An 18,290-nucleotide genomic window follows, 5' to 3' on the forward strand; every position below is an offset into this window, starting at 1 on the left:
CAGCCCGCCGGTTGGCGGGCTTTTTTACGTGTTTGGCAATCGCCTCGTAATGTTTATATACAAATGTAGAACTCATGTTCCAATATATGGTATAATTAGTAGAATCATAGGCCGTAAGAAAGAAGGAAGAGCATGACGTACATTATTCGACAAGCAACAACCCAGGATACCGAGGAGATCAGCAGCTTCGTCTCCCAGCGAACGGGCAAGCTGATTTCACCGTTACACATCGAGAACCGGCTGCATTTCATGCGCGAGAACCCCGATGAATCTCTTTATGTATATGAAGAGGAGAACCGGATTCTGGGCACGCTGGGGTTTCGCATTCGCCATTCTGAGGATGACATTATTAAATTCAGCGAAATCTCCGTCATATCCATAGAGGAAGATGAATCGAACAGTCCGCAGGTAGCCGGTAACAAGTTGAAGAGTTATGCCGAGCAGCTTGCTCTGAAGCACGCCTGCTCGGGCATGTGGTGGATCACTGGCGCAGAGAACCATACCGACAACCGGAAAGTATGCGGCTTTCACGAAACGGGGTATCGCTTCGTTAAGAGATTCCTCTAGCAGCCGCAGCAGTACCATCAATATTTAAGGGGTGAATGCCATGTCAACCGGATTAAACTCAGGCCCCTTCCCTACGGATGGCACCGGAGGCCTTTTTATACTTATTTTTACGATTCTGTGCGTGCTGATTGGCGGTTTCATCATCGTCCTGATCATCAAGAGTGTCCTGCAATGGTCCGCTAATAACGCTTCCCCGATCGAAAGCCTCAGCTGCAAAGTCGTAGCCAGGCGCATGCATGTCAGCGGAGGTTCTGGTGATTCCAGTACGAATACGCGCTACTACGCGACATTCGAATTCGAAGACCGGAGGCGGTTGGAGCTGCGCGTAGGGCGCGACCAATTCGGTTATATCGTCGAAGGAGATCAGGGCATACTGATGTATCAGGGAACCCGGTTCAAAAGCTTTACACGCAATTTATCCCATCTATCCTAAGGAGGATACGTTCATGACTTACAAATTCGAGACCGCCGAAAGTTTGGCCTGGGTCGCGAAGGTACGGGATTTCTGCCGGCAGCTGCCCGAAGTCGAAGAGAAAGTAGATGGCTTCGGCCATATCACCTTTCGGGTGAAGGATAAACCGTTCATCATGATGGGCGAATCGGACGGACAGCCCTCGACAGCCATCAAAACCCAGATGACGACTCAAGAGTTCCTCCTCCAGCAAGAGGACACCGCTTATCGCAGAACCCCCTATATCGGCCAGCACGGATGGGTTTCCGTCATCGGTACGGACCGGGTACCTTGGGAGGAAATAACGGATCTCATCAGAGAGGGCTATGCCCGAACCGCTCCGAAGAAGCTGCTTGCGCTGCTCCAGGCCAAAGTCACGTAACCAAACCACTAAAAACCATGTAATCGAGAGATTTTTGAAGAATACGTCCAAAAAGTCAGCATAAATCACTTTTTATCGAATATTCTGAATATTTACAAAATTTTAATAATGGGCTATATTGGTATCAGGCTCACTTGACGGACAAGCCTTACAGCGGTAAGGACTCCCGAAAGCAGCCGGCACTCTCTGAGAGAGGGGATAGTCCAATGGACAACGTTAGCGAAACATGCCCACTTTATCTTCAAGCGACGGGAGAAAAGGTGCGGGAACGGGTAACGTTCATCGGGCATGTGGGAATCCAGAGACGGTAAATGTGCTACGCGTTTATTCCGAGGAAAGGATTCGTAATCACCTAGTCGTAATTTGCAACGTCAGTTGGTTGATTGGAGTGTGTGAAAGAACAATTGAATACCTTTAGCGAAACTTAGAAACCTCCGGTTATCATCGATAAGCGGAGGTTTCTATTTGTTCTTGTGCTGACAGCCGAACCGTGAACGACGTCTTCCCGGAATCGCTCTCCGCAGCTATTGTCCCGCTATGCATGTCGATAATTTTCTTCACGATCGACAGCCCCAGCCCATTCCCGCCGGCAGCGCGGTTCCTGGATTTATCCGCTTTATAGAAGCGTTCGAAAATGTGCGGCAAATCCTCTTCCGAGATAGGCTCCCCGTTGTTGGAGATTCGGATGACGGCCTCCTGGCCGTTACCCGCAGCATGGACGCTGATTGTGCCATTCGGCGGCGCGAATTTGACGGCATTATGAATCAAATTCGTCCATACTTGACTGAGCAAATCCTCATCGGCCGTTACGGTGACCGGCTCCAGCTCGATGTCCATATCGATATGCTTCTCCACCCATTGCGGCTCGCAAGCCAAAATATGACTGCGGATCTGCTTATCCAGCCGGTAGCTCTTCGGCTCGAAAGGGTGGTGCTGAGACTCCAGCGACGACAGTTTCAGCAGGTTATCGCTTAGCTTGGAGAGGCGTGTGCTCTCCGCTTCAATGATCTCCAAATAATGCTTGCGTTCCTCCTGCGTTAACCGCTCATTCTGCAATGCGCGGGAGAATCCGCTTATCGAGGTGAGAGGCGATTGAATTTCATGGGAAACGTTCGAAATGAATTCCTGCCTCATTCGCTCCAGCTGCCCTAGCTCTACGGCCATGTTGTTGATGGAATCGACCAGCTCGACGAAAGGCCCGTTGTGCGGATTATTGTCTACGGACACATTGAAATTCCCCCTGGACATGCTCTGGATGGCGGCAATCATCGTTTGAAAGAACTTCATCTGCTCACTGCGGAAAAAGCGCCCCAAGCAAGCCATCGTGAAGCCCCATAGCACCATGCCGCCGACACAATTAATCAGCTGCGCGACGACGTCAGGAGGACGTTTCTTCAAGCAGTCATACAGCCACCCGGTCCCATAAAAAGCTCCCAACCAATACAAGATGATGAGCAGAATGATGCCGAACGTGAAAAGCGTATTGCGAACCCGCTGCCGACGGGTCATGTTGCTTCGTGCGGACTTCCCCCGCCTTCTGCTCATGGTCGCAGCACCTCCATCCGGTAGCCGAGCCCGCGGATCGTCGCAATGCGAAAGGCATGAGCCTCCTCCGGAAAACGTTCCCGCAGCCGGTTGATATGGACATCGACGGTGCGCTCGTTGCCCTCATAGTCGAACCCCCAGATCTGCTCGATGAGCTGGTCCCGCGAAAAGGTTTTGCCCGGATAACTCGCAAGCTTGTAGAGCAGCTCGAATTCCTTAAGCGGCAGCGTTATGCTCTCCGAGCCTGCGGTGACTTCGTACGTTTTGCGGTTCATGGTGAGGTCTCCGACTTGAACCGTTTGGGACGAAGCGATTTTGTAGCGCTTCAGCAGCGCTTTCACCCGCATGGCGAGCTCAACAGGCTCGAAGGGCTTGACGAGATAATCGTCAGTGCCCAGCTCGAAGCCCTTGACCTTCTGCGCCGTCTCCCCTTTGGCGGTGAGCATGAGCAGCGGGATGTCATAGTGCTCGCGGAGCTCCTTGCACAGCTCCCAACCGTCCATATTCGGCATCATGATATCCATGATCACCATGTCCGCCTGGACGGTTTCCAGCTGCTTGAGCGCTTCTTCGCCGTCAGAGGCTTCCACGACATCGAAGCCCTCGTTCAGCATGAACACGCGAACCAACTCGCGAATATAAGGATCATCGTCTACGATGAGAATTGTAGCCATCTTGTACCACTCCCTTGTATTTGCCGCGCTTCTCTATGGGCATAATATCACCAATTATCGTCATCGCTACATACCGAAACATGAGGCCGGCGAATTTTAGTAATTCATAAGATGAAAGTAGCTTAAGCGATTTTTATAAACTGAATGTAAACCATGAGGGAGATTTCGAGAATGTAAAGGCTTTTTTTGGCAAAATATTTATGATACATTTTGGAGAAAGTATCGTTTCTGGGGGGACCGCACCGTATGCTACATGATACATATGCCGAGTTTTCCAGTTTAGAGAGCGCCGAGGCCGAAGCTGCTTATCAGCAAGAGGTGCATGCCGAGGGTTACGCCGGTTTCCGCCGTCTGCTTGACGGCCTGACCGAAGCTATCAAAGCTGCCTCCGACAGGGACATCCCTGAGCTGGAGAAGGTATTGGCCAAAGCTGCCCGCCTGTTTCCCGAGCCGGTTCGGTTCAGCCCGTCGTGGGAATGCATCTGGGCGGAGCTGGGCGCCAATCTGGCCGCGAAGAAGCATGTTCTCTCTTCCATCGCTGCTAATGAGCGAACAGGCGAATGGCAGGTCATTATGGACAACCCGAATGTCGTGCGGGAAGTCGTTTGTTATCCGGGTCTGGAGTTCCAAGATGCCGCATGGTTGTATGCTTATTTCCGCCCGCAGCTGGAGAAGTCGGAGTATATACGTCTGCAGAAGATCCAGACGGTCATTCAAGAGCTGGGCAGCTAGAGGGAAAATTGCCAAGAGGCCTGCCCCTTGCGGACAAGCTGTATTTTGACCGAAGTAGAACAAGAGATTGAAGGGAGTATCTAATTCAGACGCAGGAGAACTTGAATAGCTGCTCTGGTGTCCGTTAGCCAGAGCCTGCGCACCATTTTACCCCCGCCATACGACTGCCTACGACTGCCTATTTCAGCTTCGATTTCATCCACTCGCACCAATTCAGATCCGCATCCAATTTATGCAGCGCTTTGCGCAACAGCACGTAGTTGCCGAATAAAGGCTCATCCATCTCCAATTCCTCCAAAGGCTTCTCGCTTAGCTTGACGAGCTTCTCGAAGCTTTGCGTGTAATGCACTTTCCTCTTTATATAGTAGTCCTCGCGCTCAACGAGCATTTTCATCGCCTCAGCTTTGCTGACAAGACCGATGCAATACACCTTCAAGGCAAACTCATCGCGAGTCGCCGGTGCGTCAGTCGGCATGCCGATCCATTCCTGAAGTGCCTTTAGACCCGTGTCGGTCAAAGAATATACCTTCTTGTCCGGTTTATCGGATTGGGGTACATGAACAAACTCAACACACCCCTTCTGCTCGAGCTGAGCGAGAAGCGGATAAATTTGACTGTGTTTCGCGGGCCAGAAAGGCTGTATGTGCTGCATGAGCTCATAGCCGGTTCGGGAGTTTTTGGATAACAGGCTTAGCAAGCCATAAGAAAGGGTATTCATACGAAACTCCTTGTTATGTCATAATTGACATATGTCTACTTTGGTAGTATGATGATTTTCATTCAAAATTATAGAGAATCCGGCGAATAAGTTCAATCATAGACATTCAATGGATGGAGTGGAGGATGAAAGTGAGCAAGGACGATTTGCAGCAAGTCCGTTTCTGGCCAATCATGATTGCTATCTTCTTCGGATCGTTCGTTTCGATCCTGAGTATGAGCACCATTAATATTGCTATACCCATTCTTAGCGAGCATTTCCATAGTGATTTGAGCAAAATCCAGTGGACGATCACAGGCTTCATGCTTGCCAGCGGTACGATCGCGCCGATCACCGGTTACTTGGGCGAGAGGTTCAGTTATAAGCGGCTGTACGCTCTGGCGCTCGTCGGTTTCACCGTCTTTTCGTTGTTATGCGCGATTGCGTGGGATGCCCCGTCACTCATCGCTTTCCGTATTATTCAAGGGGCTTTCAGCGGTCTCATCATGCCGGCGACGATGACTATCGTGTACCAAGTGATTCCGCGCGAGAAGCAGCCGATTGCGATTTCCCTATGGTCCCTGTCCGCCATGATGGCCCCTGCCATCGGCCCTACGCTTAGCGGCTGGCTTCTCCAGAACTGGAGCTGGCACTGGCTGTTCCTGTTAAATGTTCCTGTCGGCCTTATTGCTACTTATCTCGTTATCCGATTGATTCCGTTCTACCGTCTTTCCGTACCGAAGAGGTTCGACGCCATCGGCTTAATCACCGTTGTGATCGGCAGTCTTACCTTGCTTGTCGCGTTCTCCGAAGGCCATGCCTGGGGCTGGACTTCCGGCCGTATTATCGGGCTGTTCGCAACAGGCGTCGTCGTGCTCGGACTTTTCATCTGGAGAGAGCTGCGCGCGGAAACCCCGTTGTTGAACGTTCGCGTTCTGACGAATGCGCGTTTCTCGCTGACGCTGATTATTTCCAGTATCGTTACGATCAGCTTATACTCGGGTACGTTCCTAACCCCTATTTTCCTGCAAAATATTCAACATGTTACGCCGCTTGATACCGGCTTGATTCTGCTCCCGGCCTCCCTGGCTATGGCGCTGTGTATGCCGCTTGTCGGGAAATTGTACAGTGTGGTCGGTCCGCGCATCCTGATCTTCGTAGGGATCGCCCTTATCGCCGTAGGTACGCTAACGCTTAGCTGGCTTAGCGTCGACGTCTCCCGCGGCTACATCCTGTTCTGGATGATCGTGCGGAATGTCGGGATCGCCTTCGCCACGATGCCTGCCAGCAATGCGGGTATGGAACAAATTCCGCGGACGCTGTCCGGCCATGCCACTTCCATGAGCAACTGGGTGCGCAACGTGTTCGGCTCTTTCGCCATCGCCTTGTTCACCTCGGTGCTGGCGGCCCAATCGACGAAACACGCCACGGATCTTGCCGCCGGCGGGATTCAAGATAAAGCGGTCATCGGGATGCAATCCTTCACAATGAGCGTCAATGACGTGTATTTGCTCGCTACTTTCATCGTGCTGGTCGCTCTGCCGCTGAGTTTGTTCGTCGGCAAACGCTCGGCCGAGAAGGAAGCTTCCGCTCCCGCTGCAGTTGCAGTCAAAGCTGAAATTGCCAAATAATAAGGACGGTTGCGTATTACCATTACCATTGCCTCTGCCTAGGCTGCACATTCAGCCGGGAAGGGGCTTTTCTTTTTTCTCAGCAATTGCTCAGCGAAGCTTCAGATGCTTTTCAGCGATAGCCTCTATACTCCCTTTATATAACAAACTAATTGGAAAAAGGCGGGAGCATATGAAGAGAACGCGACAACTGCATTTATGGATCGGGATGATCTGCTCGGTATTTATTCTCATTCAATCGGTAACGGGGTTACTGTTATCCGAGAAGTGGTTAACCGGCGCTTCCGAGGAACCGCCTCAGGGCATGATGCAAACTATGAATGCCGGAAATCAGGCTGGACTAGCCCAGGGGCCGAACCAAAACCAGGATCAGTCTCAGGGACAAGGGACATCGCAGGGACAGACGCAGGGTCAAATGCAGGGCCAAATGCAAGGTCAACGGCCGTTTCCTGGCGGCGGTGCCGGTCCGGGAGGACAGGCCGGGGTTACCGGTTTCATTAAGAACCTGCACGAAGGCAGAATCGGCAATACGAATGTGAAATGGCTTGTCGATCTCACCGCGATCAGTATGATCGTCCTCACTGTCACAGGGATCACCCTGTCGATCAAAACCCTTCGCGCACAAAGCATGCAAAGAAAAAGACGCCGATCCGCGGCACAAGAAGCTTGATCATATGCATCGCCGTCAGGGCGCTTACTTACACAAAAAGCCTTCAACCAAGGAACCATTTCCTCTGGTTGAAGGCTTTACTACTTATCCCAGCACTACGCGGTCATCCGACAGCTTGCTGCCGCTGATCTGTTCGAATTCCCCGAGCAGCTGCTCGACGGTCAAGTTCTTCTTCCGTTCTTCGCTCACATCCAGAATGATGCGGCCCTTATCCATCATGATCAGGCGGTTGCCGAGCCTGATCGCCTGCTCCATGTTATGCGTGACCATCAGCGTGGTCAGCTTCATCTCGCGCACGATCTCCTCGGTCAATCGTGTAATCAGCTCCGCCCGCGCAGGATCCAGCGCGGCGGTATGCTCGTCCAGCAGCAGAATCTGCGGCTGGGTGAACGTGGCCATCAGCAAGCTGAGGGCTTGCCGCTCTCCCCCGGAGAGCAGGCCGACCTTGGCGCGCAGACGGCCCTCCAGGCCGATGCCGAGACGCTGCAGCTGCTCCAGGAACACCGCACGGCGGCGCGCTCCCGTGCCGAAGCTTAGCCCGCGCTTCTTCCCGCGGGTATAGGCCATGGCGAGATTCTCCTCGATGGTCATACGAGGGGCTGTCCCCGCCATGGGATCTTGGAAGACGCGGCCGATCCAACGGCTGCGCTCGTACTCCGGCAAATGGTGGATCTTCTCACCATTGATCGCCACTTCACCGGCATCGGGCGTCATCACGCCGGAGATGATGTTCATCAGCGTCGATTTGCCGGCGCCGTTACTGCCGATGACCGTGACGAAGTCGCCGGGCTTCAAGGTTAAGTTGATGCCGATCAGCGCAATTTTCTCATCGGCGGAACCCGGGTTAAACAGCTTGGATACATTGGAAAGCTGAAGCATCAGCGGCCACCTCCCTTGTTCAATTGCACGGCCCGCGCCGTCAGTTCAGCCGAACGCCGCTTGGCGGTTGCTTTCTGGCGGATGGAACGCTGCACCGATGGCAGGACTAGCGCGATGATAACGATGATCGCCGTAATCAGCTTTAAGTCGGAAGCGTCGAGCCACTCCACGCGCAGCGCCAACGCTACGACGATTCTGTACACAATCGAGCCCAGAACAGCGGCCAGCGTCGCCCGGAATACGGACCTAGCGCCGAAGATCGCTTCCCCGATAATGACGGAAGCCAGACCGATGACGATCATCCCGATTCCCATGGAGATGTCCGCAAATCCGGAATGCTGGGCAATCAGCGCGCCGGACAAAGCCACTAAACCGTTCGACAAGCTAATGCCCAGAATGGTCGTATTATCCGTATTCGCCCCGAAACTGCGAATCATCCGGGCATTATCCCCAGTCGCTCGCAGGGATAGTCCCAGATCCGTGTGAAGGAAGCCGTCCAACAGCAGCTTGAACAGAATGACAACGATGAAACCGACGGCAATAGGAGAAATCGACGTGAACATCGTGTCCGCACCCAGCAGCGAAATGTTCGGTTTCCCCATAATCCGCATATTAATGGAATAGAGCGCGATCATCATCAAAATACCGGATAAAAGTCCGTTAACTTTCCCTTTGGTATGCAGCAAGCCCGTACAAGCACCGGCAGCAAGGCCGCCGGCAAAGGCCGCCACGCAAGCCAGCAGCGGCGAGTATCCGTTAGCAATCATAATGGCAGCTATCGCGCCGCCGGTTGTAAAGCTCCCGTCCACCGTCAAATCAGGGAAGTCGAGAATTCGGAATGTAATATAAACGCCCAGCGCCATCAACGCATAGAGAAGCCCCAGCTCAACGGCGCCGTTCATGGATTCCATCATAGGTGAACAACCTCCTTATTATTTTCACAGATGCGTCCGACGAGAGAAAAAAAGGGGCGGACGAAAGTGTCGTCCACCCCTCTTATCCTATCCATTACTGAATGATGTTTTTCTCTTTGTCTTTGACGGCATTTTTCATGGCATCCGTCACTTCGATACCTTGCGCTTTAGCCGCTTTCAGGTTCAGGATCAAATCCAGCTTGTCTGGAACCGTCACTTTCATGTCGGCAGGCTTTTTGCCGTTTTTCAAAATTTCGACAGCCATTTGCCCTACTTGGTAGCCGTGATCGTAATATTTGAAGCCAACCGTTGCGAATGCTCCTTTTTCCACGGTATCGCGGTCACTGGAGAAGAACGGAATTTTCTTTTCGTTGGCCACTTGAATGATGCCGTCCACACCGCTAACAACGGTGTTGTCCAGCGTGATCAAGAACGCGTCCGCACGTCCTACAAGCGATTGAGCGGCTTGCTTCACTTCGGATGTATTGGTTACTGGCGCTTTCACCAGTTTAATGTTATGCTTCGTCAGCGCTTCCTCTGCATTTTTGGCCATAATTACTGCGTTCGGCTCGCCTTCGTTGATGACAAGACCAACCGTTTTCACCTTCGGCATGTTAGCTGCTACGAAATCCATCAATTGAGCGACAGCCATCGGGTTCGTATCCGATGCTCCGGAAACCGTACCTCCCGGTTTATCTACATTCGTGACGATCTTCGCTGCCAGCGGATCCGTTACGGCTGCGAAAAGGATCGGGGCTTTCTTCACTTGCTGTACGACCGCTTGAGCGGATGGCGTAGCGATTCCAAGCACCAAATCATTGTCAGCGGAAGCGATCTTTTGCGCGATGGACAAGTTGTTCGTTTGATCGCCTTGCGCGTTATTAAAGTCGACTTTCAAATTCGTGCCTTCCACGATACCGGCATCTTTCAGCGCGGCCAGGAAGCCTTGGCGAGTAGCATCCAACGAAGGGTGCTCGACGATTTGTGAAATTGCTACTTTGTACGTCTTCGATGCGGCTGCCGTCGCTGCCGGAGCTGCTGATGCGCCTCCTGCCGCCGGCGTTGTTGCCGCCTTTTGGCCACAACCGGCCACGACCATAAGAGCTGCTGATAATACAAGTGATGCAAGTGCTTTCTTTTTCAACCTCATTACCCCTCTCTTTTGTACCCATTTGGCCAGCTTGAACCCGTCGTCCACTCATCACTTTAACGCTTTTGTTCATCAAAGTGCCGTGGTATACCGATATAGGCCAAGCCCATTTTCTAATTAACCACAGTTTAATTGGTACGCGTGTTTCCGTCAATTGTTTTATGCACCATGTCATAATTTGGCGCAGTCTTTCCGCTATCCCTATTTATAAAAACCGCGAAGCAGCTCGTCCATCACCCGGTTCGTCCGCACCCCCGTAACGCCGGTACTCGGGCTTGTGCCCAGACCTCTCAGTTCGTCCACAACCATCCCGATCAGAGGCTGCTGTACATGCGCCGGATTCGGAATCGTATATGTCTGCACTTCGCCGTCCGCCGTCTCCACGCGAAGATCGTCGCCGAATGTCGAGAACGCCACTTTCCCGCGGGAACCTACAATCTCGTTCACATCGCTGCGCTTGTAGCTGTTGAAGCTCCAAATGCCCGTGCCCATCACGCCGGACTCGAACGCGTAGGCGGTTGTTACGATATCCTCCACTTGATGCTGTCCGCTCTGATTTTTGGCAAAGCCCTTCACTTCGCCGATCGGTCCGAGCAAATAATCCAGAATATCGAGCGTATGGCTGGCCAAATCCACGAACAGACCGCCTCCCGACAGCTCGGGCTGAATGCGCCACGGAAGCTCTTGCCCCTCGTCCTCTCGCAGCATCTGGAGATAGGTCGTATGGACGAAGCGGATCTCGCCTATCACGCCGCTGTCCAGCAGGCTTTTGATCTGCAGAAACTTTGGCAGCCCCCTGCGGTAATAAGCCACGAATAACGGCACACCCGCTGCTTCGCAAGCGGCGATCATTTCGAGGCACTCCTCATGATTACGGGCCATCGGCTTCTCGACATAGACCGGCTTTCCCGCTTTCGCTGCCATCACGGCATAATCCCGATGGAAACCAGGAGGCGTCGCCACGTAAACTGCGTTCACATCAGGATCATTCACCAACGCTTCCGCATCGTCGTACCATTTGGCTACCCCGTGCCTTCTGGCATAGTCCTCCGCTAACGCGCCATTGCGCCGCATAACGGCAACAAGCTCAGACCCGTTCACTTTCTGAAAAGCAGGCCCGCTTTTCACTTCCGTCACGTCGCCGCAGCCGATAATCCCCCATCGAACCTTATCCATACATCGATTCCCTCCAGCTCTATGCAATTTGTTACTTCATAACATTCGACACACGCGCCTCTCCTCCTCCGAACCTATTTCAATTGGTACAAAAGATATCGCTGCAATTGGCACTATGTCTATCCCACCCATGTTGCTATAATGTCGGAAAATCTAACGAAACAGGTGAGCCAACGCATGTATGTCCCTGCCCATTTCGAAATACAGGATGTTCGTCTGATGTACGATATCATGGAACAAAACGGCTTCGCCACGCTGGTCTCCCAGCATCAAGGCCGTCCGTTCGCTACGCATCTCCCCCTTACGCTCGATAGGGAGAACGGCTGTCTTCTCGGCCACTTCGCGCGTCCTAACCCGCAATGGACCGATCTGGAGGGTCAGGAGGCGCTCGTTATTTTCCAAGGACCTCATTGCTACATCTCCCCTTCCTGGTACGAGACCGGCACCTCGGTTCCAACGTGGAACTATGTAGCTGTCCATGTCTATGGGCGGGTCCAGATGGTTCATGACACCGAAGAAACCCTCTCTGCCATGCAGGACTTGGTCGTCAAATACGAGGCGTCCGATAGCCCGTATAAGCTGGCCGACGTGGACGCCGCCTATTTGGCCGGGTTAAGCAAGGGGGTTCAAAGCTTCCGGATCGGCATCACCCGCATGGAAGGCAAGGCGAAGCTGAGCCAAAACCATCCTGCCGAGCGTCAGGAGCTCGTCATTCGACGGTTGGAGCAGCTTAACCGGGAAAATGAGAATCAGATCGCGGCGCTGATGAGGCAGAACCTTGCGGCTCGCGGCGGACAGTGAGACTGGCGGGAGGATGTGGGTTGCGACGGATAGGGAGGCTAGCGGGGCATGCGCAGATTGTGACGGACAGTGAGGCTGGCGGGAGGATGTGGGTTGCGACGGATAGGGAGGCTAGCGGGGCATGCGCAGATTGTGACGGACAGTGAGGCTGGCGGGAGGATGTGGGTTGCGACGGACAGGGAGGCTGGCAGAGCATGCGGGTTGCCTGCAGAGCGGTGCCCGCTCCGGTTGAGACTCTCCGTTGAGGAGCTCCTCGAGCCGTGGCGTAACTGGAATTTCTCCCGTTATTTCGGCGGTTATTGGCCCAGTTGTGCGAATAGAGGGAATTCCTCCCGTTATTTCATCCACTTTTCGCGTAAAGACAGCAAGTTGAGGGAAATTAACAGGAGTTTTTCCTGTTATCCATCGTTTGTGGATCGATCAGACTTCATTTAACAGGAGAAATTCCCGTTATGGGCGAGACTCTTGTTGAGGGAGGCCTGCTCCGGTATAGGTGAGACTCTTGTCGAGGGATGCCCGCTCCCTGTATGAGACTCTCCTTGAGGAGGGCCGCTTTCTTATCCTCGGGCCGTGGCGTAACTGGAATTTCTCCCGTTATTTCCGAGGTTATTGGCCCAGTTGCGCGAATAGAGGGAATTCCTCCCGTTATTTCATCCACTTTTCGCGAAATGACAGCAAGTTGAGGGAGATTAACGGGAGTTTTTCCTGTTATCCATCGTTTGGGTGTTCATCAGCTGCATTTAACAGGAGAATTTCCCGTTATGGGCGAGACTCTTGTCGAGGGATGCTTGCTCCCTGTATGAGACTCTCATTGAGGAGGGCTGTTTTCTTATCCTCGGGCCGTGGCGTAACTGGAATTTCTCCCGTTATTTCCGAGGTTATTGGCCCAGTTGTGCGAATAGAGGGAATTCCTCCCGTTATTTCATCCACTTTTCGCGAAAAGACAGCAAGTTGGGGGAAATTAACAGGAGTTTTTCCTGTTATCCATCGTTTGTGGATCGATCAGACTTCATTTAACAGGAGAAATCCCCGTTATGAGCGAGACTTTCGTTAAGGCAGCCCCACCTGCCTCATCACGCCTCCAACAAAAAAGCGGCCGAACAGATCAACTGTCCAGCCACTCTATCCACCCCAAAAACCATGCCTCCCGCAGCGCTAATGAATCTCGCGCTGCAGCGACCCCGCGGCAGCGGGTCCCTTGCCTGCCTCAGCCAACACAGGCGAAGCGTCCGCAGCCAGCTGCTCCTGAATCTGCAGCTGCTGCGTGGCGAACTCGCGATACATCTCATGCGTCTCCAGCAGCTCCTGATGGGTACCGCTTCCTGTGACGACGCCTTTGTCCAGGAAGATGATCTGGTCGGCATCGACGACCGTCGAGAGGCGGTGAGCGATGACGAGCGTCGTACGTCCCTGCATGAGGTTCTGCAGCGCTTGCTGCACGACAACCTCGGACTTGCTGTCCAGACTCGATGTCGCTTCGTCGAGCATAAGAATTTTCGGATCGCGCAGCAAAGCCCGCGCAATCGCAATCCGCTGCCGCTGTCCGCCCGACAGCTTGATGCCGCGCTCGCCGACCTCGGTGTCATACTGCTGCGGCAGCTCCTCAATGAACGCGTCCGCATAAGCCATCTGCGAAGCCTGCTTGATCTCCTCCAGCGTCACTTCCCGCTGCAGGCCGTAGCACAGATTATCCCGAATCGTACCCGCGATAAGCGGACTTTCCTGGGATACGTACCCGATCTGACTCCGCCAGGAGACGAGTGAGAACCGGTCAATGGCATCCGCGCCTAACGTGATGGAGCCCGCCTGCGGCGAATAGAACCGTTCGAGCAGCGAGAATGTCGTCGTCTTCCCGCTTCCGCTCGGACCGACGATGGCCGTCACTTTGCCCGCTTCCATCGTGAAGGAGACATCTTTCAGCACGGACTCTCCCTCTTTGTAGCCGTAAGTGACTCCGTCGAAACGGATCGACTGTGAAGCATTCGTGACATTGGCGCCGGCATACGGATTCTCCTCTTCATAATCCAGCACCTTCAGGATCGTATCGGTCGCTCCCATCGCTTTTTGCGCTTGATTGAAGAATTGGGTGATTTGCGTAATCGGCATCACGATCTGGAATAAGTACAACATGAAAGCGACTAATTGACCCGCCGATATCGCCCCGGACGCCACACGCATCCCACCGTAACCGAACAGCACGACAAACAGCATGAGCATGACAAAGGTAACGAGCGGGGCCATCAGCGCTTGGATTTTGCCTTCGCGCAGGCCGAATTGGAACAGCTTTTGAATGCCGGAGCTGCCTTCTTTATACTCCACAGGCTCCGCGTTCGCCGCCTTCACCAAGCGGATCTCGGAGAGAACGCGATTCAGTACCGATGTGAAGCTGGCGGTCTCGGCCTGCATACCTTTGGAGATTTTGAACATTTGCCGCCCCAGCGGAAAGAGGATTAGGAAGGCGATCGGGAACACGCTGAACATAATGAGCGTCATTTTCCAATCCATATATAACAGTACGACGATTGAACCAACTATAGAAATAAGACCTGTAACAAAGCCTGACGTATGCTCGGCGATCAACCCTTTGATCACCGCAGTATCGTTCGTCATTCGGGAGATCGTATCCCCCGTTTGGTGATTGTCGTAGTAACCGACAGGCAGCACCAGCAGCTTCTTCCACAACCGGTCCCGAATGCCCGCCACGACTTTCTGCCCCGCATAATTCAGCAGATAGACGGAAACCCCGGATGCGACGGCCGAACCGACGAAGGCGACCGCCATACCGCCGATCTGCATCCAGTTCAAGGCGTCGATCGAGAAGCTGTCGACGACATTCTTCGTAAACAGCGGGATCACCAAACTCACCAACGTTGACATAATGCTTAATCCTAATGCTATGCTTAACAACAGCTTCGGAGGCTCAGCCTGCAGGATCAAGCGGAAAAACCCCCGCCAATTGCCCGCTCCCTGAGCCGCCGCGTTCCTTGCTTCTCTCACAGTTCATCTACTCCTTTACCCGACCGGATATGGATCCGTCTCGTCTATATGTTCTTTTCAGTTTCTCTTGGCAAAAAGAACTATACACCTGTATTTTAAACGGAATATAAACAGGATCGAATCGGTCCGGCGATGTAGAGGAGTTAAAGGCTAAGTCTCCGTTGTGATCTGCCATACGATGCCGAACGGATCTTCCAGACGCCCGAACATCGTCCCCCAGAACATACGCTCGAACGGCATGATCACCCTGCCGCCCTCGGATAAAGCCGCGAAAATTCGGCGCCCCTCCGCTTCACTCGCAAATTCCAGCGACAAGTCCATGCCTTGTCCCCGGTTCACCGCGTCGGTGCCCGAGTCCGCCATGAAGAAACGAAGCCCTAACGCATGCAGCTCCAAATGCATCACACGGTTGCGGTCCGCCTCATCGGCACCCGGCATATCTGCGAACGTGCGCAGCGAAACGATTTCGCCGCCCAGCGCCTTGACGTAGAAATCCGCCTGCGCCCTAGCGCTGCTGCTGTATATATAGGGAGTCAGTTTTGCCATCGTAAAAATCCTCCTAAAGTTTCATTATATTTTCCTCAATGTACTCAAAATATAGGATATCCGTAAAGGCCTATCCCCAGACGACACGGTCTCTTCCTTGCTCTTTGGCCGCATAGAGCAGCATATCCGCCGCGGCTACAAGCTCCTCCGATTTCTGATCCTTCTTGCGAACTGTCGCGCCGAAGCTCATCGACACGCCAAACTTGTCATCGTCAGAGCCGAATTCAAGCTTCTTGAGCTCCGCGATGAACCGCTGCAGCAATGCGATGGCCGGCTGGCGGTCCGGTGTGAACAAAATAATCGTAAACTCCTCGCCTCCATAACGAAAAGCACGGCCCTGATCCTCCGGAATGACGGTTTCCAGCAGATGGCCGATCGCTATAAGGACCGCATCGCCGACTTGATGGCCATAGCGATCATTTATTTTTTTGAAATAATCGATATCGCACATCACAAGCGTAAAATGCTTGCGCTGCGTAATCGTTTCCCGGATTTGCTCCTGAAAGCTGCGATGATTGTAGAGTCCTGTGAGATAGTCCTTTTTCGCCAGATTCTCAAAGATCCCCTTCTCTACGAAATGCTTGCGCTCGCGGGCCACGATGATCCCGCCGATAACCCCGATCATGACGGTGAAGGCGAAATTAAATAAATGCCGCGGCAGATCGGCCGCCATGAATCCGCCGTCCACTACGAAAACGACCCCGATATAGCCGATGAGGACCATATACGTTGCCACCATAGCGCCTGTGAAGCTCCAGTAGAGCGAGGCGTGCAGAAGAATCAAATATGAAATCGGTTGCAATGGGCTTTTCGTACCGCCGGTCAGGGAGATAATCATGATGAAGGCGACGTAATCCATGACCACGCCTAGCCTTGTCATATAACGGTATAAAGCGGAATTAATCGGTGACCGGTGCAAAATATACTCCGTAACTCCCATATAACAAACGGCAACGGAAAAAAGGACGGCAAATAGAATGAGGTCCATCTTCCCGTGCTGATAATATTTCAGATATAAAAGCGTAGAGGTCGGTACGAAAAACCACCTTACACAACTATAGGCAATCTCTAAAATGTGGTCGGACCTTCTTGTTTTGAACATACTGCCTTCACTTCCCTGGAAATGGAGTCCTTCGTGACATGGAATTCTAGGACCGTTCCAGGAACTCCTTCATTAAGCAATCCAGCATAGATTCCTGTCGTCGTCAGCACATCGTTCAATTTTGTTTTTTGCAGTTTCAATCTATACAATGGAAGGGTAAGACATCCTATAGCTAATCGACGAGGAGGTATTTCGATGAATACTTTTACATTCTATAATCCGACTACTCTTCATTTCGGACAAGGTCAATTGGAGAAGCTGACAACGGAGATTCCGAAGTATGGCAAAAACGTGCTCCTCGTGTACGGGGGCGGCAGCATCAAACAGAACGGCCTATACACCAAGGTAGTTCACATCTTGAAGGGATTGGATGCTGCGATTTTCGAGCTGCCCGGCGTCGAGCCCAATCCAAGATTATCGACTGTGCAGCGCGGGGTGGAGCTATGCCGCAGCCAGCAGATCGACCTGATTCTGGCCGTCGGCGGCGGCAGCGTCATCGACTGTGCCAAAGCGGTTGCCGTTGGCGCCAAGTATGAAGGGAACTTCTGGGATATAGTCACGCGCAAAGCATCCGCTACAGGTGCGCTTCCGCTCGGTACCGTGCTGACGATTGCCGCTACAGGCTCGGAAATGAACTCAGGCTCCGTCATTACAAACTGGGAGACCAAGGAGAAGCTCGGCTGGGGCAGCCCGTACGCATTCCCGAAGTTCTCCATTCTCGATCCGGCTCACACCGTTTCCCTGCCTGCCAACCAAACCGTCTACGGAATGGTCGACATCATGTCCCACGTGTTCGAGCAGTACTTCCATCATGGCACCAACACGCCGGTACAAGACGGCTTCTGCGAAACCATCCTGCGGACGGTCATCGATACGGCGCCTCGCTTGCTGGAAGACTTGACGGACCTGGAGCATCGCGGAACCATTCTATATACCGGCACGATGGCGCTCAACGGCACGCTCAGCATGGGCGTACGCGGCGATTGGGCGACGCATAATCTGGAGCATGCGGTATCCGCCGTTCACGATATCCCGCATGGCGGAGGTCTTGCGATCCTGTTCCCGAACTGGATGACCTACACGCTGGATGCCAACGAAGCGCGGTTCAAGCAGTTCGCGCAGCGTGTCTTCGGCGTCCAGGACGCCGGCAGAACGGACCGCCAGATCGCCGAGGAAGGCATCGCACAGCTTCGCGCGTTCTTCACCTCGATCGGCGCGCCAGGCCGGCTCGCGGATTACAATATCGATGACTCCACCATCGAGGAAATGGCCGATAAAGCGATGGTGTACGGCGATTTCGGCCACTTCAAGAAGCTGACGCGCGAAGACGTCGTCAACATCTACAAGATGTCGCTATAAGCGCAAAGAGGGGCTAT

At 53.2% G+C, this 18,290-nt stretch carries 18 protein-coding genes; 8 read left to right on the forward strand and 10 right to left on the reverse strand.

The window, feature by feature from the left end; genetic code table 11:
* The first annotated feature begins 132 nt into the window (after positions 1–132).
* Genes PUT07_RS26640 through PUT07_RS26650 form a run of 3 tightly spaced genes read left to right on the forward strand, consistent with a single transcriptional unit; the run spans position 133 to position 1,400 of the window.
* On the forward strand, positions 133–567 hold the full coding sequence (locus PUT07_RS26640; RefSeq protein ID WP_274471809.1) for a GNAT family N-acetyltransferase: 435 nt from the start codon (positions 133–135) through the stop codon (positions 565–567).
* A gap of 40 nt (positions 568–607) precedes the next feature.
* Positions 608–1,000: a DUF2500 domain-containing protein gene (locus PUT07_RS26645; protein WP_274471810.1), complete on the forward strand. Its 393-nt coding sequence runs from the start codon at positions 608–610 to the stop codon at positions 998–1,000.
* 13 nt (positions 1,001–1,013) lie between these two features.
* Positions 1,014–1,400 carry an MmcQ/YjbR family DNA-binding protein gene (locus tag PUT07_RS26650; protein ID WP_274471811.1) on the forward strand — a complete coding sequence of 129 codons (387 nt, stop codon included), beginning with the start codon at positions 1,014–1,016 and terminating at the stop codon, positions 1,398–1,400.
* A 441-nt stretch (positions 1,401–1,841) separates the two neighbouring features.
* Here the strand turns inward: PUT07_RS26650 and PUT07_RS26655 are convergent, their stop codons facing one another.
* Together PUT07_RS26655 and PUT07_RS26660 are read right to left on the reverse strand one after the other, a co-directional pair.
* Positions 1,842–2,945, reverse strand: a complete 1,104-nt coding sequence (locus PUT07_RS26655) for a sensor histidine kinase (RefSeq protein ID WP_338000776.1) — start codon at positions 2,943–2,945, stop codon at positions 1,842–1,844.
* Positions 2,942–3,619 (reverse strand): response regulator transcription factor, encoded by a 678-nt coding sequence (locus tag PUT07_RS26660; protein WP_274471812.1) that lies wholly within the window; start codon positions 3,617–3,619, stop codon positions 2,942–2,944. The genes PUT07_RS26655 and PUT07_RS26660 overlap by 4 nt, the downstream gene beginning before the upstream one ends.
* 246 nt (positions 3,620–3,865) lie before the next feature.
* On the opposite strand from PUT07_RS26660, the gene PUT07_RS26665 reads away from it, so the two are divergent.
* Positions 3,866–4,351, forward strand: a complete 486-nt coding sequence (locus tag PUT07_RS26665; protein ID WP_274471813.1) for a hypothetical protein — start codon at positions 3,866–3,868, stop codon at positions 4,349–4,351.
* 178 nt (positions 4,352–4,529) lie between these two features.
* On the opposite strand, the gene PUT07_RS26670 is transcribed toward PUT07_RS26665, so the two are convergent.
* Positions 4,530–5,069, reverse strand: coding sequence for a PadR family transcriptional regulator (locus PUT07_RS26670; protein ID WP_274471814.1), 540 nt, complete (start codon positions 5,067–5,069; stop codon positions 4,530–4,532).
* Positions 5,070–5,194: 125 nt separating this feature from the next.
* On the opposite strand from PUT07_RS26670, the gene PUT07_RS26675 reads away from it, so the two are divergent.
* Both PUT07_RS26675 and PUT07_RS26680 read left to right on the forward strand, forming a co-directional pair.
* Positions 5,195–6,679, forward strand: coding sequence for a DHA2 family efflux MFS transporter permease subunit (locus tag PUT07_RS26675; protein WP_274471815.1), 1,485 nt, complete (start codon positions 5,195–5,197; stop codon positions 6,677–6,679).
* Between the two features lie 172 nt (positions 6,680–6,851).
* Entirely contained in the window at positions 6,852–7,349 is a 498-nt protein-coding gene (locus PUT07_RS26680; RefSeq protein WP_274471816.1) for a PepSY-associated TM helix domain-containing protein, read from the forward strand.
* 84 nt (positions 7,350–7,433) lie between these two features.
* On the opposite strand, the gene PUT07_RS26685 is transcribed toward PUT07_RS26680, so the two are convergent.
* The 4 genes from PUT07_RS26685 to PUT07_RS26700 form a co-directional block, all read right to left on the reverse strand.
* Positions 7,434–8,228, reverse strand: a complete 795-nt coding sequence (locus PUT07_RS26685) for an ABC transporter ATP-binding protein (RefSeq protein ID WP_274471817.1) — start codon at positions 8,226–8,228, stop codon at positions 7,434–7,436.
* A complete protein-coding gene (locus tag PUT07_RS26690) occupies positions 8,228–9,142 on the reverse strand; it encodes an ABC transporter permease (RefSeq protein WP_274471818.1) in 915 nt (304 codons plus the stop codon). Before PUT07_RS26690 ends, PUT07_RS26685 begins: the two co-directional genes overlap by 1 nt.
* Before the next feature lie 94 nt (positions 9,143–9,236).
* Positions 9,237–10,286, reverse strand: coding sequence for an ABC transporter substrate-binding protein (locus PUT07_RS26695; protein ID WP_274471819.1), 1,050 nt, complete (start codon positions 10,284–10,286; stop codon positions 9,237–9,239).
* Between the two features lie 207 nt (positions 10,287–10,493).
* A complete protein-coding gene (locus PUT07_RS26700) occupies positions 10,494–11,468 on the reverse strand; it encodes a Gfo/Idh/MocA family protein (RefSeq protein WP_274471820.1) in 975 nt (324 codons plus the stop codon).
* Between the two features lie 177 nt (positions 11,469–11,645).
* Here PUT07_RS26700 and PUT07_RS26705 point away from each other — a divergent pair, with 177 nt between their 5' ends.
* Positions 11,646–12,269 (forward strand): FMN-binding negative transcriptional regulator, encoded by a 624-nt coding sequence (locus tag PUT07_RS26705; protein ID WP_274471821.1) that lies wholly within the window; start codon positions 11,646–11,648, stop codon positions 12,267–12,269.
* A 1,155-nt stretch (positions 12,270–13,424) separates the two neighbouring features.
* On the opposite strand, the gene PUT07_RS26710 is transcribed toward PUT07_RS26705, so the two are convergent.
* The 3 genes from PUT07_RS26710 to PUT07_RS26720 form a co-directional block, all read right to left on the reverse strand.
* A complete protein-coding gene (locus PUT07_RS26710; RefSeq protein ID WP_274471822.1) occupies positions 13,425–15,266 on the reverse strand; it encodes an ABC transporter ATP-binding protein in 1,842 nt (613 codons plus the stop codon).
* 150 nt (positions 15,267–15,416) lie between these two features.
* Entirely contained in the window at positions 15,417–15,812 is a 396-nt protein-coding gene (locus tag PUT07_RS26715) for a VOC family protein (protein WP_274471823.1), read from the reverse strand.
* 70 nt (positions 15,813–15,882) lie between these two features.
* On the reverse strand, positions 15,883–16,914 hold the full coding sequence (locus PUT07_RS26720; RefSeq protein WP_274471824.1) for a GGDEF domain-containing protein: 1,032 nt from the start codon (positions 16,912–16,914) through the stop codon (positions 15,883–15,885).
* Positions 16,915–17,109: 195 nt separating this feature from the next.
* Between PUT07_RS26720 and PUT07_RS26725 the strand changes: the two genes are divergently transcribed.
* Complete coding sequence (locus PUT07_RS26725; protein ID WP_274471825.1) at positions 17,110–18,273, forward strand: iron-containing alcohol dehydrogenase; 1,164 nt, start codon at positions 17,110–17,112, stop codon at positions 18,271–18,273.
* Positions 18,274–18,290: the final 17 nt, after the last annotated feature.

The sequence above is a fragment of the Paenibacillus sp. MAHUQ-63 genome, assembly GCF_028765165.1.
Taxonomy (GTDB): Bacteria; Bacillota; Bacilli; order Paenibacillales; family NBRC-103111; genus Paenibacillus_E.

What these genes read in the sequence shown, in the direction of transcription:
- PUT07_RS26640 (WP_274471809.1), top strand. Translation starts at nt 133, where the DNA reads ATGACGTACATTATTCGACAAGCAACAACCCAGGATACCGAGGAGATC.
- PUT07_RS26645 (WP_274471810.1), top strand. Translation starts at nt 608, where the DNA reads ATGTCAACCGGATTAAACTCAGGCCCCTTCCCTACGGATGGCACCGGA.
- PUT07_RS26650 (WP_274471811.1), top strand. Translation starts at nt 1,014, where the DNA reads ATGACTTACAAATTCGAGACCGCCGAAAGTTTGGCCTGGGTCGCGAAG.
- PUT07_RS26655 (WP_338000776.1), bottom strand. Translation starts at nt 2,945, where the DNA reads ATGAGCAGAAGGCGGGGGAAGTCCGCACGAAGCAACATGACCCGTCGG.
- PUT07_RS26660 (WP_274471812.1), bottom strand. Translation starts at nt 3,619, where the DNA reads ATGGCTACAATTCTCATCGTAGACGATGATCCTTATATTCGCGAGTTG.
- PUT07_RS26665 (WP_274471813.1), top strand. Translation starts at nt 3,866, where the DNA reads ATGCTACATGATACATATGCCGAGTTTTCCAGTTTAGAGAGCGCCGAG.
- PUT07_RS26670 (WP_274471814.1), bottom strand. Translation starts at nt 5,069, where the DNA reads ATGAATACCCTTTCTTATGGCTTGCTAAGCCTGTTATCCAAAAACTCC.
- PUT07_RS26675 (WP_274471815.1), top strand. Translation starts at nt 5,195, where the DNA reads ATGAAAGTGAGCAAGGACGATTTGCAGCAAGTCCGTTTCTGGCCAATC.
- PUT07_RS26680 (WP_274471816.1), top strand. Translation starts at nt 6,852, where the DNA reads ATGAAGAGAACGCGACAACTGCATTTATGGATCGGGATGATCTGCTCG.
- PUT07_RS26685 (WP_274471817.1), bottom strand. Translation starts at nt 8,228, where the DNA reads ATGCTTCAGCTTTCCAATGTATCCAAGCTGTTTAACCCGGGTTCCGCC.
- PUT07_RS26690 (WP_274471818.1), bottom strand. Translation starts at nt 9,142, where the DNA reads ATGATGGAATCCATGAACGGCGCCGTTGAGCTGGGGCTTCTCTATGCG.
- PUT07_RS26700 (WP_274471820.1), bottom strand. Translation starts at nt 11,468, where the DNA reads ATGGATAAGGTTCGATGGGGGATTATCGGCTGCGGCGACGTGACGGAA.
- PUT07_RS26705 (WP_274471821.1), top strand. Translation starts at nt 11,646, where the DNA reads ATGTATGTCCCTGCCCATTTCGAAATACAGGATGTTCGTCTGATGTAC.
- PUT07_RS26715 (WP_274471823.1), bottom strand. Translation starts at nt 15,812, where the DNA reads ATGGCAAAACTGACTCCCTATATATACAGCAGCAGCGCTAGGGCGCAG.
- PUT07_RS26720 (WP_274471824.1), bottom strand. Translation starts at nt 16,914, where the DNA reads ATGTTCAAAACAAGAAGGTCCGACCACATTTTAGAGATTGCCTATAGT.
- PUT07_RS26725 (WP_274471825.1), top strand. Translation starts at nt 17,110, where the DNA reads ATGAATACTTTTACATTCTATAATCCGACTACTCTTCATTTCGGACAA.